This window comes from Herbaspirillum rubrisubalbicans, assembly GCF_003719195.1.
Taxonomy (GTDB): domain Bacteria; phylum Pseudomonadota; class Gammaproteobacteria; order Burkholderiales; family Burkholderiaceae_D; genus Herbaspirillum; species Herbaspirillum rubrisubalbicans.
Map to the genome: position 1 here is coordinate 5,113,050 of NZ_CP024996.1, position 16,102 is coordinate 5,129,151.

General features: G+C 61.6%; 16 protein-coding genes. 12 read left to right on the forward strand and 4 right to left on the reverse strand.

Going from position 1 to position 16,102, the window contains the following annotated elements:
* Positions 1 to 19 precede the first annotated feature (19 nt).
* The 4 genes from RC54_RS22795 to rfbF are packed head-to-tail and all read right to left on the reverse strand — an operon-like array spanning position 20 to position 4,328.
* A complete protein-coding gene (locus RC54_RS22795) occupies positions 20 to 1,732 on the reverse strand; it encodes a hypothetical protein (protein ID WP_058897053.1) in 1,713 nt (570 codons plus the stop codon).
* Between the two features lie 10 nt (positions 1,733 to 1,742).
* Entirely contained in the window at positions 1,743 to 2,966 is a 1,224-nt protein-coding gene (locus RC54_RS22800; RefSeq protein WP_061789394.1) for a class I SAM-dependent methyltransferase, read from the reverse strand.
* Complete coding sequence (locus tag RC54_RS22805) at positions 2,963 to 3,520, reverse strand: dTDP-4-dehydrorhamnose 3,5-epimerase family protein (protein ID WP_058897055.1); 558 nt, start codon at positions 3,518 to 3,520, stop codon at positions 2,963 to 2,965. Before RC54_RS22805 ends, RC54_RS22800 begins: the two co-directional genes overlap by 4 nt.
* 28 nt (positions 3,521 to 3,548) lie before the next feature.
* Positions 3,549 to 4,328, reverse strand: coding sequence for a glucose-1-phosphate cytidylyltransferase (gene rfbF / locus RC54_RS22810; RefSeq protein ID WP_061789393.1), 780 nt, complete (start codon positions 4,326 to 4,328; stop codon positions 3,549 to 3,551).
* Positions 4,329 to 4,691: 363 nt separating this feature from the next.
* Between rfbF and RC54_RS22815 the strand changes: the two genes are divergently transcribed.
* The 12 genes from RC54_RS22815 to RC54_RS22870 all read left to right on the forward strand — a co-directional run bounded on the left by RC54_RS22815 (position 4,692) and on the right by RC54_RS22870 (position 15,978).
* Positions 4,692 to 6,254, forward strand: a complete 1,563-nt coding sequence (locus RC54_RS22815; RefSeq protein ID WP_244216404.1) for a glycosyltransferase family 4 protein — start codon at positions 4,692 to 4,694, stop codon at positions 6,252 to 6,254.
* Between the two features lie 5 nt (positions 6,255 to 6,259).
* Positions 6,260 to 7,102 carry a hypothetical protein gene (locus tag RC54_RS22820; RefSeq protein ID WP_058897059.1) on the forward strand — a complete coding sequence of 281 codons (843 nt, stop codon included), beginning with the start codon at positions 6,260 to 6,262 and terminating at the stop codon, positions 7,100 to 7,102.
* Positions 7,103 to 7,462: 360 nt separating this feature from the next.
* Complete coding sequence (locus RC54_RS22825) at positions 7,463 to 8,413, forward strand: NAD-dependent epimerase/dehydratase family protein (protein ID WP_017449830.1); 951 nt, start codon at positions 7,463 to 7,465, stop codon at positions 8,411 to 8,413.
* The gene (locus RC54_RS22830; protein ID WP_017449831.1) at positions 8,410 to 8,997 is read left to right on the forward strand and encodes an SIS domain-containing protein; all 588 of its coding nucleotides are present in this window, start codon (positions 8,410 to 8,412) and stop codon (positions 8,995 to 8,997) included. Before RC54_RS22825 ends, RC54_RS22830 begins: the two co-directional genes overlap by 4 nt.
* Positions 8,998 to 8,999: 2 nt before the next feature.
* A complete protein-coding gene (locus RC54_RS22835; RefSeq protein WP_082803093.1) occupies positions 9,000 to 9,992 on the forward strand; it encodes a GDP-mannose 4,6-dehydratase in 993 nt (330 codons plus the stop codon).
* A gap of 95 nt (positions 9,993 to 10,087) precedes the next feature.
* Positions 10,088 to 10,915: a transketolase gene (locus RC54_RS22840; RefSeq protein ID WP_044530483.1), complete on the forward strand. Its 828-nt coding sequence runs from the start codon at positions 10,088 to 10,090 to the stop codon at positions 10,913 to 10,915.
* On the forward strand, positions 10,912 to 11,844 hold the full coding sequence (locus RC54_RS22845; RefSeq protein WP_017454923.1) for a transketolase family protein: 933 nt from the start codon (positions 10,912 to 10,914) through the stop codon (positions 11,842 to 11,844). The genes RC54_RS22840 and RC54_RS22845 overlap by 4 nt, the downstream gene beginning before the upstream one ends.
* A gap of 1 nt (position 11,845) precedes the next feature.
* Positions 11,846 to 12,451: an HAD family hydrolase gene (locus RC54_RS22850; protein WP_061789390.1), complete on the forward strand. Its 606-nt coding sequence runs from the start codon at positions 11,846 to 11,848 to the stop codon at positions 12,449 to 12,451.
* Positions 12,445 to 13,443 (forward strand): aminoglycoside phosphotransferase family protein, encoded by a 999-nt coding sequence (locus tag RC54_RS22855; RefSeq protein WP_058897064.1) that lies wholly within the window; start codon positions 12,445 to 12,447, stop codon positions 13,441 to 13,443. The genes RC54_RS22850 and RC54_RS22855 overlap by 7 nt, the downstream gene beginning before the upstream one ends.
* A gap of 3 nt (positions 13,444 to 13,446) precedes the next feature.
* Positions 13,447 to 14,115, forward strand: coding sequence for a class I SAM-dependent methyltransferase (locus tag RC54_RS22860; protein ID WP_058897065.1), 669 nt, complete (start codon positions 13,447 to 13,449; stop codon positions 14,113 to 14,115).
* A gap of 5 nt (positions 14,116 to 14,120) precedes the next feature.
* Complete coding sequence (locus RC54_RS22865; protein WP_058897066.1) at positions 14,121 to 15,176, forward strand: zinc-binding dehydrogenase; 1,056 nt, start codon at positions 14,121 to 14,123, stop codon at positions 15,174 to 15,176.
* 7 nt (positions 15,177 to 15,183) lie between these two features.
* A complete protein-coding gene (locus RC54_RS22870; RefSeq protein WP_058897067.1) occupies positions 15,184 to 15,978 on the forward strand; it encodes a nucleotidyltransferase family protein in 795 nt (264 codons plus the stop codon).
* Positions 15,979 to 16,102: the final 124 nt, after the last annotated feature.

The following is a 16,102-nucleotide window of genomic DNA, read 5'->3' on the forward strand; positions in this document are numbered from 1 at the left end:
GAGGCCTGATGCCGGAGGCTCAGTGACTAGGTACGTACTTGGTCTGGTCGCCGCGGGTAAGCAGGTTCAACTGGCCGAAGAAGCGCATGTAGCCGGGGTCGCCATAACGGCTACGCAATTCACGCAGAAGCAGGTAACTCCCCAGGCGCTCGGCACAAAAGGCCCAGGCACGGGATTGGTACCCCTCGCGGCGGGTCTCGTAATGCTGCACGCAATACCAGGTGACGGCCTCGATCTGTTCGACTGTGCGCAGCCAGAAATCGGCCGGGAACACCCCCATCTCGATGCCGCCCATGAAGAAGGTCTTTTCATTGAAGAACAGTTCGGCCTCACTGCGGCCGAACACCCCCAGTTCGGTCGCGGCAGCGGCATAGCGCAGCAGGTCTTCGGCATGGTGCGAGACCGCGTAGTGCGACAGATAGCCGGCGCTCTGACCGCCGACGTTGAAGCCGCAGGTCTTGCCGACCAGGAAGTCCTGGCTGCCCGGTTCCAGCATCTGTTCCAGGGACTGCCGGGCCAATTCCTTGTCCGACACCACATCCATCATCCAGTTGTCCTCAGCCGGTACGCCACTGATGCGCTCGCGCGAAACGAACTTGCGATACAAGCACACGCCCACACGCTTGACCTTGGGATAGTCACGCAGGATCAGATTGCGCAAGGCGAAGTTACCCAACATGCCGGCCACGATGGGGTGATACGGCACCCACTGCGGGGCCAGATCGCGCAGGTTGAGCGCCCCCTCATGCTGGGCCTGGCCGAGATAGATGGGCAGAACGTAATCGGGAAACTTCACCGGCAGTGGTACGTGGGTCATACAACCGAACACCAGTTCGCCGCGCGCGGCCTGGGTGGCTGCCGTATCGGGCACTTGCGCCAAAGTCAGGGCACCGCCGAGCTGCGAGACCGAGCGCAGCCGCTCAGTGGCCACCGCCGCGGCGCTGGGCGGCGATGATGGCAGGCGCCGCGCTTGACGCAGGTGCGCGCTGTGGGCCTCGAAACGCTGCAAGTCGACCGCCTCGCCGCTGGCGGCATAGGCCGAGCGCAAGGCATCGAGTTCGGCCATGTCTGCGGCAGGCAGGGCCTTGGCCGCCGGCATCAGCGTGCTCGGGCAATGCCAGACCTGTAATTGTTGATCCAGCGCCAGCACCAGCGAAGCCAGGCGCTCGGCCAGCAGGGACTTGGCGGTCGCGCCTGACGCGGCCTGGGCTTGCAGCGCTACGCGCAACGGGCTATCCGCTTGCTCGGCAGCCAGATGCAGGCGTTCAGCCAGATCGAACCAGGTCTGCCAGAAAGCCGGCTTGGCCACGATGAAGCCATTGGGCACATTGTTCTGCCACTGCGGCAAGAAGTGAGCGGGGTCCAGTTGCAGACCCAGAGATTGCAGGAAATCCTGCGCCGTACGGGCGAACCCGCTCAACATGCGCTCCCCCTGCAGCAGCAGGTTGAGGTTGCCGCAAGCCTCCAGCGGCGTGGGGAAGAAGGTCCAGGCATGGACTTCGGGATGAGACTGGATCAACGCGCGCAGGCCTGCCGCATCCAGTCCGGTCTGATTCAGGAAATCCGTTCCGACGAAGCCGTAGCAGGAGGCCGTATCGATGTCCTGTTCGCGGAAGAAACGACGCATGGCCTCCAGATCGCCCCAGGCCCCCGGCGTGGTGCCGAGCACTGGCAGGAAACCGGGAGCGGCCGAACCGCCAGGGGAAACGATCTGCAAGAGATGGATGTTCATCGTAGCCCCCTCACCAAACCTGCAACTGCGGCACGGCGATGGCAAAGCGAGCGCCCCAGGTACGGATCTGCGCCAGTTGCTGGGCGACTTCATCCTTGATGTTCCAGGGCAGGATCAGCACTACGTCCGGCTTTTCCTCCAGCAGGCGCTGCGGCGAAACAATGGGGATATGGCTGCCTGGCATGTATTTTCCCTGCTTGGAAAGAGCGGCATCGGCGACCATGGGCAACAGGTCGGGATGCACACCCGAATAATTGAGCAGCGTATTGCCCTTGGCCGCCGCCCCATAGGCCAGCACCTTCTTGCCGGCGCGTTTCTGTTCCAGCAGGAAGGACAGCAACTGCAGCTTGATCTCTTCGGCACGCGCCTGGAAACCGGCATAGCCCTCGATGCGCTCCAGCCCGAAGTCACGCTCGCGCGCCAGCATGGCCGCTACCGCTGGCGTGGTGGCGATGGCCGCATCGGCGTGACAGGCGTAGATGCGCAGGCTGCCGCCATGGGTCGGCAATGCCTCCACGTCATACACGCGCAGCCCCTGGGCCTGCATCACGCGCTGCACGGCCACCAGCGAGAGGTAGGAAAAATGCTCGTGGTAAATGGTATCGAACTGCGATTGTTCGATCAGGTTCAACAGGTGCGGGCATTCCACCGTGACGGTACCTTGCGGTGCCAGCAGGGCGGTCATGCCGCCGACGAAATCATTGATGTCCGGCACGTGGGCCAGCACGTTATTGGCCGCGATCAAATCGGCCGCGCCGTGGCTGGCGCGCAGGCGCTGGCCCAGCGCCACACCGAAGAATTCCTCGACGATGGGAATGCCCTTGGCACGCGCCGCATTGGCCGTGCTGGTGGTGGGCTCCACCCCCAGGCAGGGTATCCCCTTCTGCTGCACGTATTGCAGCAGGTAACCGTCATTGGCCGCCAGTTCCACAACCAGGGATTGGCTGCCCAAGGCCAGACGTGCGGCAATCATGTCCACATAGCGCGCGGCATGTTGCAACCAGGTGCTGGAAGTCGAGGAGAAATAAGCGTAGTCGTTGGCAAAGAGCTGGTCGTAATGCGTGTAATCCTCGGTCTGCACCAGCCAGCATTGGCGGCACACCATCACCTTGAGCGGATAGGTAGTCTCAGGGCGGCGCAGATCCTCGGCCTTGAGATAGGCGTTGGAGGGCGGCGAGAAGCCCAGGTCGATGAAGGTGTCATGCAGTTCAGTCTGGCAGTGGCGGCATTTCATAGCTTGATTCCATCGAAATCGGGAGCCAGCAAGGGATGCTGGAGGTCGCGCGGCGACAGGTTGCACGGCGGCAGCGGCCAGGCGATGGCCACGCGCGGATCATCATGGCGCACGCCGCCTTCGGCGTGCGGTGCATAGGGAGCAGTATGCAGGTACAGCAGCGCGGCACCGCCTTGCAGCACCTGGAAGCCGTGCGCGCAGCCCTCCGGGATCAGCAGCGCGCGGTCATCCCCGGCAGCCAGCTCGATACCGCGCCATTGCAGGAAGGTGGGCGAGCCGGCGCGCAGGTCCAGCACTACATCGAAGACACGTCCGGCCAGGCAGCGGATCAATTTCTTCTCTGCCATGGGCGCGTACTGGAAATGCATTCCGCGCACGCTACCGACTTCTTCGGTAAAGGAATGATTGATCTGCACGATGTGACTGGTGCCCAGTACCGGTGCCAACTCTTCCTCGCAGAACCAGCGCGCGAAACTGCCACGCGCGTCGCCCCGACGCCGGCTCGATATCAGCACCGCCCCGTCGATGCCGGTTGGCATGATCTGCAGGTTCATCTGCGCTCCCGACGCTGCGACGGCGGCCTCAGTTCCAGGTCTTCCATCGTGCCTGGCCCTGCTCCCACATCTGGTTGAGCTGGATCTTGTCGCGCAGGGTATCCATGCATTTCCAGAAGCCGTGATGCGGCCAGTTCAGCAGCCTGCCATCGCCGGCGATCTGTTCCAGCGGTGCGCGCTCGAAGATGGTGGCTTCGCCATCCTGCAGATAGTCGAACACGCCCTGGCGGCAGACCATGAAGCCACCGTTGATCCAGCCCAGGTCACCGGGCGGCTTTTCGCGGAAATCGCGAATGAAGCCGGCCTCATCGGTCTGCACCATGCCGAAACGCGCTTCAGGCTGCACCGTGGTCATGGTCACCAGGGTCTGCGGATGAGCTTGGTGGTGGGCCACCAGTGCGCTCACATCGACATCGGAGACGCCATCCCCGTAGGTCAGCATGAAATCGTCTTCCTTGAGATAGTCACGCGCGGCCAACAGCCGACCACCGGTCTGGGTGTGCAGGCCGGTCTCCACCAGAGTGACCTTCCAAGGCTCGGACTTGTTGCGGTGGACCTCCACCCGGTTGTCAGCCAGATCGATGGTGACATCGCCCTGGTGCAGGAAATAATTGGCGAAGAATTCCTTGATCAGGTAACCCTTGTAGCCCAGCAGGATCACGAATTCATTGAAGCCGTGCTGTGAATAACCCTTCATGATGTGCCACAGGATGGGCTTGCCGCCGATCTCCACCATGGGTTTCGGGCGCACATCGGTTTCTTCCCCAAGCCGCGTACCCAGGCCGCCGGCGAGAATGACGACTTTCAATTTCTACCCCTAGCTGATTGATGTTCCGTGAGCCAGGAAAACATTGCAATGAAAGCAAGGTTTTCACCAAAGATGCCTATGTTACCGGCTTTGCCATTGGGAACAACCGTGGGTCTGGGCGGTTTATCGGCGCCAATTTGGCTTTTTGCAGCGTCCTGGCGACCCGTTCATTCGAGGATTTGTCACCCTCTTTGCCGCCAATTCAGCTCATTCCGCCAAAAAGGGCGCTGCTATACTGCCCCGATTGCATAAGGCCGGCCGTGCAGACAGTGCGGCAAGAGCCGCACGGCCGGGAGCAAGACGACGCGGCGCTGTCACTTGCGCAGATCATCGAGACCCCAGAGACAGACCACCGAGTAGCATATGAGACCAGATTTGTTCGCCCGGCTTCACTCCCCGTATTACATCTTCGCTCCCGCCTACGCCACCCACACGGAAGAAGCCCTGCTGCTGCACCGGCTGTGCCATGCGTTGAACCTGTGGGGGGAAGAAGCCTATGTGACCGATGAAGGCAGTACTGCCCTGCGCACGCCGCGCCTGACGCAGGAACTGATCAATGCCCACCTGGCCGCTGGGCGTAATCCCATCGTGATCTATGCCGGCAGCGTAGACGGCAATCCGCTATCGGCCCTCAACGTGGTGCGCTATCAGCTCCAACCCGGCCAAACCGCGCGGGCGGGCGAGTTCCCGCTGGCCTGGCGGGCCGACCTGGCCGATGCCGGCGTGCCCCTATTGGAATTGCCGCTGGTGCCCGACGCCACCTTTGCTGCCCGCCGTGATCAGTTGGCGCGCCAGCTCGACGATTTCATCCTGGCCAGCCAGCGTCGCTTCAATGCTCCCGCCGCAGCGATGACGACTGCGGCGGCGCCTCTTGCTGCACCTGCTGCCGCAGCTGCCAAGCGCAAGAAGCGACTGGTGGTGTATTCGGTCGAATCGACCTGGAGCCCCTGCCCGCAGATCCGCCTGATCCGGCCCTTCGCGCACCTCAAGGATGAATGGGAGCTGGTCTGGGGGATCCAGAACGGCAAGCTGCAAAGCGACTACCTGGCCGACGCCGACCTGATCCTGCTGCATCGCTACACCCCGGGACTGATGTCGCTGGATGTGCTGCGCACCATCTTCAGTTCCAGCATCCCCATCATCTATGAGTCCGACGACCTGCTCAACGACATTCCGGCCGACCACCCGGAGGCCCAGCAGGGCGCGGCCTGGAAGAGCGGCATCGAATTCTCGGTCAAGCACGCCAAGGCGGTAGTGGTCTCCACCGAATTCCTGGCAGCCAAGTACCGCGAACTCAATGCCCAGGTCCACGTGCTGCCCAACTACATCGACTTCGACTTGTTCTACCGCCCGGTGCCGCAGCACCAGAACCCGGATGGCCGCATCAACATCGGCCTGCTGGGCTCCTCGATCCAGCCCTCCAACTTCGCGCTGGTCGATCAGGCTCTGCGCGCCCTGGTGGAGCGCTACGGCGCGCGCCTGCACATCGACTTCGTTGGCTGGGAATGCCCGCAGGGCTGGGCCGGCCATCCGCTGACCACCTTCCATACCTTCGTGCATCAGTACGTGGACTACGCCGCCCAACTGCGCCAGTGGAACTGGGATATTGCACTCATCCCGCTGGCCAGCGACCAATACAATCAATGCAAGAGCTACATCAAGTGGCTCGATTACTCGGCCGCCGGCATCGCTTCGATCTTCAGCGATGTCTCGGTCTACAACCAGGTCGTCACCCATGATGTCACCGGCCTGCTCATGCCCAATTCCAGCCAGGCATGGCTGGACGCCATCACGCAACTGATCGAGTCGCCCGAGAAACGCCACGCCCTGGCTGCAGCCGGCCAGCAGGAAGTGCGCGAAGGTTTCGACCTGGCCGCCAAGGCGGTGCATTACAACGAGGTCTATAGTCGCTGCCTGAAAGCCTGAAGACCATGAACAAGCACATCCTGCAGATCCACTATGACGAAGCCAGCCGCCGTATGCTCGACCCCGGCTTCACCCCGCTTGAGATCACCGGCAACCCCCGGCCCGATTGGCGGGAATACTGGGGCATCCGCAACTACTTCCTGAACAACTCGCTCAACGAGGACCATTACTACGGCTTCCTCTCCCCGCTGTTCTTCGACAAGACCCGGATGAACGCGCAGCAGGTGCGCGACTTCATGGATAGCCGGCCTGGTGCGGATGTCTACACCTTCTCGCCCTCGATGTCGGACGCCTCGGCCTACCTGAGTGTGTTCGAACAGGGTGCGCGACGCCATCCCGGCATCGTGCAGGTGGCGCAGGCACTGATGGCCGACATCGGGCTGGAGGTCAATCTGCAATCGCTGGTCAACGATTTCCGCACCACCGCCTATTGCAATTACATCATCGCCAAGCCGGTGTTCTGGGACAAATGGTTTGCCATCAACGAGCACATGTTCGCGCTGGCCGAAGCCAATGCCACGCCCCTGGCGCGCAAGCTCAACGAGGTCACCGACTACGGCAAAAGTACGGTCCAGATGAAGGTTTTCATCATGGAGCGCATTGGTTCGCTGGTGATGGCGCTCATGCCTGAACTGCAGGTGAATAATCTGAACATTGCGGCCATGCGCTTCGGCGACCCCATGTTCTATCCCTGCCGCGATGAGATGGTGATGCTGGATGCGCTCAAGACCGCCTACCTGCATTCGACCGACCAGGCCTACCTCGACCGTTTCTACGCCTTGCGCCACGACCTGCTGCGCCGTTGCGACCCGGAATACCGGCGCGACCGGCCGAGTCCCTTCTTCTGAGCAGGACTGGTCGTCGGCACCTACTCCCCCCGGCGGCAATTCAAGTTTTGCCTTTTCTTTCCGTAGATGAACACATCAGTGCGGGCTGGCACACCTGCGCGTTGGCGTTCCGGCAACGCTGCCCATGCGAGAAATAAGGGGCAAGTTGCATCGCTAATGTGGCCGTCATCGGCCGGCCCAAGCTGTCAAGATGCAAGCATGGGCAAGACTCTCTGTGACATTTCACCCAAGCAACATCCGTGCTAATGCAAGCGATCGGGGTGGATGCAGATGCCTCTGAACATTCCGACCGCATCAGCAATGGCGAGCGCAGCACAATCCAGGCTGCAAGTCTTCAATATTAGGGAATCACGCGTAGATATGAATATTCTGGTCACTGGCGGCTGCGGCTACAAAGGCAGCGTTCTCGTCCCCAAACTGCTGGCACGCGGCTACAAGGTGCATGTGCTGGACATCATGTGGTTCGGCAACTACCTGGCGCCGCACCCCAACCTGACCGTGACCGCCGGCGATGTGCGCAACATCGACCAGATCAACCTGGATGGCGTGGACACCATCATTCACCTGTCCTCGGTGGCCAACGATCCTTGTGGCGATCTCGATCCCAAGCTGACCTGGGAAGTCAGTGCACTGGCCACGATGCAACTGGCCGACAAGGCCGTGCGCAAGGGCGTCAAGCAATTCATCTACGCATCTTCGGGCAGCGTCTATGGCGTCAAGGAAGAACTGCAGGTCACCGAAGACCTGGAACTGAAGCCCATTTCCGAATACAACAAGACCAAGATGGTCTCCGAGCCGGTGCTACTGAGCTACAAGGACCGCATGATCGTGCAGATCGTGCGCCCGGCCACCGTGTGCGGTTACTCACCGCGTATGCGCCTGGACGTATCGGTCAATCTGCTGACCATGCAGGCCTTGGCCAAGGGCAAGATCACTGTATTCGGCGGCACCCAGGTGCGCCCCAATATCCATATCGACGACATCACCGACGTCTACCTGCACCTGATCGATCACCCGGAAATCACCGGTGTCTACAACGCCGGTTTCGAGAACATCTCCATCCTGGACATCGCCAAGATGGTGGCCAAGCATATTCCGGTGGATATCGTGGTCACCGAATCCAACGACCCGCGCTCCTACCGCGTGAACTCCGACAAGCTGCTGGCCACCGGTTTCAAGCCCTCCAAGTCGGTCGAGACTGCCATCACCGAAATCATCGAGAAATTCCAGAGCGGCGTGCTCAAGGATGAAGACCGTTACTACAACCTGAAGTGGATGGAGCAGACCGTGCTGGCTCCCAAGGCCGCATGAGCTCCGCGCAGTTGTCGGTGACCGCCTTTCAGGACTACGCTGCCCGCCTGCAGGCGGTGCTGGCGGGTTCGGATTGGAGCGGCGTGGGCCGACTGGCCCAGCACATGCAGCAATGCTGGCTGCAGGGCCGCCAGGTATTCTTGTGCGGCAATGGCGGCAGTGCCGGCAATGCCATCCACCTGGCCAACGATTTCCTTTATGGCATCGCCAAGCGTACCGGCGGCGGTATGCGGGTCTCGGCACTGTCGGCCAACGCCGCCGTGCTGACCTGCCTGGCCAACGACATCGGTTACGACCACATCTACTCGGAACAACTGGCCGTACAGGCACAGCCGGGGGATTTGCTCATCGCGCTCTCGGGCAGCGGCAACTCGGCCAACATCCTGCGCGCGCTGGAACAGGCCAGGAAAATGGATGTGATCTCCTGCGCCATCCTCGGCTACAGTGGTGGCAAGGCCAAGGCTCTGTGCGACATCCCCATCCACTTTGCCGTGGACGACATGCAGATCGCCGAAGACATGCAGGTGATCGTGGGGCATATGGTCATGCAGTGGCTCTACGAAAACAAACCCGCAGTGGAATGAACATGTCGGAAAAATATCTCGTCATCGGCAGCAACTCTTTCTCCGGTGCCAGCTTCGTCGATTACCTGCTGCGCCAGGGTCATGACGTCATCGGCGCGAGCCGCTCGCAGGAGCCGCACCAGGCCTTCCTGCCCTATCGCTGGTCGGAGCATCAGGCCGCGTTCAAGTTCTACCCCTATGACCTGAACAAGGATCTGGCGGCCCTCACCGAGTTGATCCATCGCGAAAAGCCCGCCTGCGTGGTCAACTTCGCCGCCCAGAGCATGGTGGCTGAAAGCTGGAAGAACCCGGAGCACTGGTTCGAAACCAATGTGATGGCCACCATCCGCCTGCATGAAGTGCTGCGCCAGTGCGACTTCCTGGACAAGTACGTGCACATCACCACGCCCGAGGTCTATGGCAGCACCGACGGTTTCATCAAGGAAGACACGCCCTTCAACCCCAGCACACCCTATGCGGTGTCGCGAGCGGCGGCGGACATGAGCCTGAAGACCTATTTCGAGGCCTACGGTTTCCCGGTGGTCTTCACCCGGGCCGCCAACGTCTACGGCCCGGGCCAACAGTTGTACCGCATCATTCCGCGCACCATCCTGTCGGTACTGACCGGCAAGAAACTGCAATTGCACGGCGGCGGTCTGTCACGTCGCTCCTTCATCCACATGCGTGATGTCTCCAGCGCGACCCATGCCATCGCAAGCCGTGGCGTCAATGGCCAGACCTACCATATCTCCACCGACGAAATCGTCAGTGTGCGCGAGCTGGTCGAGCGCATCTGCGCCAAGCTGGGAGTGGATTTTTCCGCCAACGTCGAGATCGTCGGCGAACGCCTGGGCAAGGATGCCGCCTACATGCTCGACAGTAGCAAGTTGCGCCAGACCTTGGACTGGAGCGTGAAGATCTCGCTCGACGAAGGACTGGATGAATGCGTCAACTGGGTGCAGCAGAACCTGGACGCGATGAAGGCCATGGAATGGAATTACGTCCATAAGCCCTGATAGCCCTGATCGCCCTTCAGTTGCAGCCACGGCAAATGCCACATCGTTTTTGCTGCCCGTTTGAGAAAACGGGCATTGCTTTTGGATAGATCCTTATGGCTCCAGACATCACCTCGTTGAAGACCATCGCCAGCCAGTTGCGTGGCCGCATCATCGACAACGCCCACCGCACGCAGACCCCGCACCTGGGCTCCTGCCTTTCCTGCGTGGACATCCTCACCGCCGCCTATTTCAGCACGCTGCGCATTGATCCCTCGCAGCCGGCTGACCCGTTACGCGACCGCTTCATCCTCAGCAAGGGCCACGGTGCTGCGGCCCTGTTCCAGGTATTGGCGCTGCGTGGCTTCTACCCCCAGTCCCTGCTGGATGACTATGGCAAGGATGGCGGCATCTTCGCCGAACACCCGCCGACGCCCGACCATCTGCCCGGCATCGAGGCGGCGACCGGCTCGCTCGGACATGGCCTGCCGATCGGCCTGGGCATGGCACTGGCCGGGCGCATTCAGCAACGGCGCTATGACGTCACGGTGCTGCTCGGCGATGGCGAATGCAACGAAGGCTCCGTATGGGAGGCGGCCATGATGGCAGCAGCCCAACGCGTGGGCAACCTGATGGTGCTGGTCGATTTCAACAAATGGCAAGCCACCGGTCGCAGCGAAGAGGTGCTGGCCTTGAATCCCCTGGTGGACAAGTGGCGCGCCTTCGGCTGGGACGCTACCGAAATCGATGGCCACGACATGAGCACACTGGTCGAGCTCATGGGACGTCCGCGCGCCGCCGACAGCAAACCCATCGCCGTGGTAGCGCATACCATCAAGGGCAAGGGTGTCTCCTTCATGGAAGATGACAACAACTGGCACTACCGGATTCCCAACGCAGACGAAGTGGCCGCCGCCTATCAGGAACTGGGAGTACAGGCATGAGAAACGCGTTTGCAGACGAAATCACCAAACTGGGCAGCAGCGACCCACGCGTGGTACTGCTGTCGGGCGATATCGGCAACAAGCTGTTCGACAAGTTCAAGGCGGCCAATACCGGGCGCTTCCTCAACTGCGGCATCGCCGAAGCCAACATGATGGGAGTGGCGGCCGGCATGGCGCTGTCCGGCTTGCGCCCGGTGATCTATACCATCACCCCGTTCACCACCACCCGCTGCTTCGAACAGATCCGGGTGGACGCCTGCTATCACAACGTGCCGGTAATCATCGTGGGCACCGGCTCGGGCCTGTCGTATGCCGAACTCGGCCCGACCCATCATTCCTGCGAAGACCTGGCCATCATGCGCGTGCTGCCCAACATGACGGTGCTGGCGCCGGCCGACGAGGTCGAGCTGCGCCAGTGCCTGCGCGCCGCCCTCAAGCTCAACGGTCCGGTCTATATTCGCATCGGCAAGAAGGGGGAGCAGATCGTTCCCAAGAAAGATGAGCACTTCGAGATCGGCCGCGCCATCAACGTGCGCGCCGGTGACGATGTCTGCCTGATCGGCGCCGGCACCTTGCTGCCGACCGTGATGGCCGCCGCCGAATTGTTGCAGGCGCGCGGCATCTCGGCGCGCGTCGAGAGTTTCCATACCGTCAAACCGCTCGATGAAGCGAACTTGCAACAGGCCTTTGCCGGGTACGCAGTGGTGGCGGTCGTGGAAGAGCACAGCCGTATCGGCGGCCTCGGCGGTGCCATCGCAGAATGGCTGGCACAGCAGGAGCCGATGAAGGGACGCCTGCTGGGCTTCGGCGTGGAAGACAGCTTCATGCACGAAATCGGCTCGCAGGAATACGCCCGTGCCAAGTATGGTCTGACTGCCGACAACATTGCTGCCAAGGTGGAGGCTGCGTACCGGAAAGCGGCGGGCTGAAATGCGCATCGGTCTGGATTTCGATAACACCATCGTCACCTACGACTCGCTGTTCCACAAGGTCGCCAGCGAACAGGGGCTGGTACCGGCCAGTCTGCCGGTGTCCAAGGTGGCGGTGCGCGACTACCTGCGCGAGGCCGGCAACGATGCCGCCTTCACCGAAATGCAAGGCTATGTCTATGGGGCGCGCATGGGCGAGGCCCAAGCCTATCCGGGCGTCTTCGAATTCATCCGCCACGCCCATGCTCAAGGGGCCGAACTGCTGATCGTGAGCCACAAGACGCGCCACCCCTTCAAGGGACCGCAATACGATCTGCACGCGGCCGCCACTGGCTGGATTGATGCCACGCTGCGTGCGGCCACGGGTAGCGATGCGCTGCAGGCGGTGTATTTCGAACCGACCAAAGAAGCCAAGATCGCCCGCATCGCAGAGTGCCAGTGCGATTACTTCATCGACGACCTGCCCGAGATTTTGCGTCTGCCTGGTTTCCCGCCGCAGACCACCCGCCTGTTGTTCGATCCCGAAAACAACCATGCTGCCGCGCCGGATCTTACCCGGCTAACAGGATGGGCCGAGATCCAGGCCTTCTTCGAGGGCAGATGGTGAACGCCGGGTTGGACGCCACCCTCTCAGGCTTGCTGATGCAGGCCGGGCTGGATGCCCGCGGCCTGACACTGACGGCCATCGGCGGCGGTGGCAACAACCGCGTCTATGCCGTCGATACGGCCACCGGACGTTATCTGGCCAAGGCCTATTTCAGCGATAGCGCCGATACCCGCGACCGCTTGGGTGCGGAATATGGTTTCCTGCGCTACGCCAGCGCGCTAGGGCTGCGCTGCGTGCCGCGCGCCCTTGCCTGCGATCAAGGACAGCGCGTGGGGCTGTACGAATTCATCGACGGCGTAAAGATCGATGCCGCACAGCTGCAGTCTGCCCACATTCTGGCGGCGGCCAGCTTCCTGCAAGCGCTCAATGCCGCGCCCCGTGACGGCAGCAGCCTGCCAGCGGCGTCAGAGGCCTGCTTCGACCTGACGCAACATCTCACCACCGTAGATCGCCGCATCGCGCGTCTGCAGGCCATCACGCCCGACGATGCGCTGGCCACCGAAGCAGGCGTGCTCATTGCCGATATCGCGGCAGTCTGGCAGCAGCATCGCGGGCGACTGGCCGCAAGCGGGCTGCCGGCGCTATCGGTGGCCGATCGTTGCCTCTCCCCCTCGGACTTCGGCTTTCACAATGCCCTGCTCAAGCCGGACGGCACGTTGTGCTTCATCGATTTTGAATATGCCGGCTGGGACGATCCGGCCAAGATGATCGGTGACTTCTTCTGCCAGCCTGCCGTCCCGGTACCGGCCAGTGAGTTTGACGCATTTGCCGCACAGGCACTGGCCTGGTCCGATCATGCAGCCGCCTTGCGCGAACGCGCCAGCTTGCTATTGCCGGTCATGCAGGCCAAATGGTGCTGCATCATGCTCAATGAATTCCTGCCCGAGGCAGCGCGCCGTCGGCAGTTTGCCGACGCCTCGATCTCTGTGACCCAGCGCAAGCGAAGCCAGCTTGACAAGGCACGCCAATTTTTCCAATCCAGACTGGTATAAGACATGGCCTATATCGATTTCCTCAGTTCCGTTCACAAAAGCACCCAGCGCGACTACCTGGCGCGCGTGAACGATCCCGAGTTCCCCAAGCCCAAGGCGGCCGAACTGGCCAAGCAATGGGGCGTTGACTACTGGGACGGCGACCGTCGCATCTGCTATGGCGGCTACCGTTACATGCCGGGCCGTTGGGCACCGGTGGCGCAGGCCATGATCGACCACTATGGCCTCAAGGCCGGCGACAAGGTGCTCGATGTCGGCTGCGGCAAGGGTTTCCTGCTTTACGAAATGTCGCTGCTGGTGCCTGGCCTGGAGATCCATGGTATCGATATCTCATCCTACGCACTGGAACACGCCAAGGAAGAGATCCGCGACCGCCTGCAACTGGGCAGCGCCACCAGCCTGCCGTTCCCGGATCAATATTTCGATTTCGTCTTTTCCATCACCACGCTGCACAACCTGCACAACTACGATCTCGACAAGGCCTTGCGTGAGATGGAGCGGGTCGGCAAGAAGAAGTATGTTTGCGTCGAGTCATATCGCAACGAAACCGAAAAGGCTAACCTGCTGTACTGGCAAGTCACCTGCGAAGCCTTCTGCACCCCCGAAGAGTGGGACTGGTGGTTCCGCCAGACCGGTTACACCGGCGACCATTCCCTGATCTATTTCGAGTAAAGCCCATGAGCATCCCCAAGACCATGCGCGCCGCCATCCTGGCGCAACTGCAACAGCCCCTGATCGTGGACGAAGTCGAATTGCCGCCGCAACTGGAAGTCGGCCAGGTACTGGTGAAGATCGGCGTGAGCGGTGTCTGCGGCTCGCAATTGGGTGAAATCGACGGCGCCAAAGGCGAGGACAAATACCTGCCACACCTGCTGGGTCACGAGGCCTCGGGCATCGTGCAGGAAGTGGGCCCCGGCGTGCGTTTCGTCAAGCCAGGCGACCATGTGGTACTGCATTGGCGCAAGAGCCAGGGCATCGAGTCGCTGCCCCCCAAGTACACCTGGCGCGGCAAAACCCTCAACGCCGGCCTGATTGCCACCTTCAACGAGTACGCCATCGTTTCGGAGAACCGCGTCACCCGGATCGATCCCTCCAGTGACATGGATGTGGCCGCGCTGTTTGGCTGCGCCGTCACCACCGGTTTTGGCGTGGCCGAGAACAATGCCGATATCCGACTGGGTGAATCGGTCGTGGTCTTCGGTGCTGGCGGAGTGGGCCTCAACATCATCCAGGCAGCCTCGCTGCGCTCGGCCTATCCCATCATCGCAGTGGATCTGCACGAAGGTCGCTTGGAGCTGGCCAAGCAGGTCGGTGCCACGCACCTGATCAATGCCAGCAAGGTGGACGCCAGGACCGCGCTGGTGGAGCTGATGGGCAAGCAGGGCATCGACGTCTTCATCGACAACACCGGGCAGCCTCCCATCATCGAGATGGGCTATGAACTGACCAAGGCCCAGGGGCGAGTGGTACTGGTGGGCGTACCGCGTGCGGGGCGCAATATCAGCATCTATTCGCTGCCGCTGCATTTCGAAAAGACCATCAGTGGCTCGCATGGCGGCGAGACCGTGCCGCACGTCGATATCCCACGCTATACCAAGCTGCTCGACGCCGGCCTCATCCAGCTCAAGCCGCTCATTACCGAACACTTCAAGCTGGACGACATCAACGTTGCCATCGAGCGTATGCGTAGCGGTGCGATGTCCGGTCGCTGCCTGATCCGCATGGACCACTGACTCTGCCATGCGCGCACTTCTGCTGGCTGCCGGCCTGGGAACCAGGCTGCGTCCCCTGACTGATTTCCTGCCCAAATGCCTGGTCCCGATCGCAGGTCGGCCATTGCTGGACTACTGGATCGAAACGCTGCTGCGCCAAGGGGTGGAGGATATCCTGATCAACACCCATTATCGTGCCGATCTGGTAGAGCGCTATATTGCCGCCAGTACCTGGTGCGACCGCGTAACGCTGGTTCATGAACCGCAATTGCTGGGCACGGCCGGCACGGCGCTGACCCACCGGCAATTCTTTGGCGAGCAGCCATTCCTGCTGGCCCACGCCGATAACCTGACCCGCTTCGATTGTCGCGATTTCCTGAGCACCCATCGGAACAGGCCCCACGGCACAGCCCTGACCATGATGCTCTTCGAAACCCCGGATCCCCAATCCTGCGGCATTGTCGAGCTCGATACCAGCGGCGTAGTGCAGGTCTTCCACGAAAAGCAGCCCAATCCCCCTGGCAATCTGGCCAATGCCGCCGTCTATGTCGTGGAGCCTGAGGTACTGACCTGGCTGGCGAGTCTGGGCCGGCACGAGATCGACTTCAGCACCGAAGTCATTCCGCGCTACCTTGGTCACATTGCCACGTTTGCCAACACTTCCTATCACCGGGACATCGGTACCGTGCAGAGCTGGGCCCAGGCGCAGCGGGACTTTGCCATGCCACCGGCGCAGCCCCAAAACCAGCAAGCATGGACGCAACTGCTCGCCTCACTGGGGCCAGACCTGCCCAGCTTGATGGCGCAGCTATCGGCCTCCTGAACGCAGGCAGGTGCTGCAAAACGAATATTTGGCGGGTATTTGCGGGGCCGTTTCGCGGATGGCGAGGCAAAAACGGGTGATATTCTTGCCCAATTGCCTGCCACACCGGCAGGCGGGTAGCCAC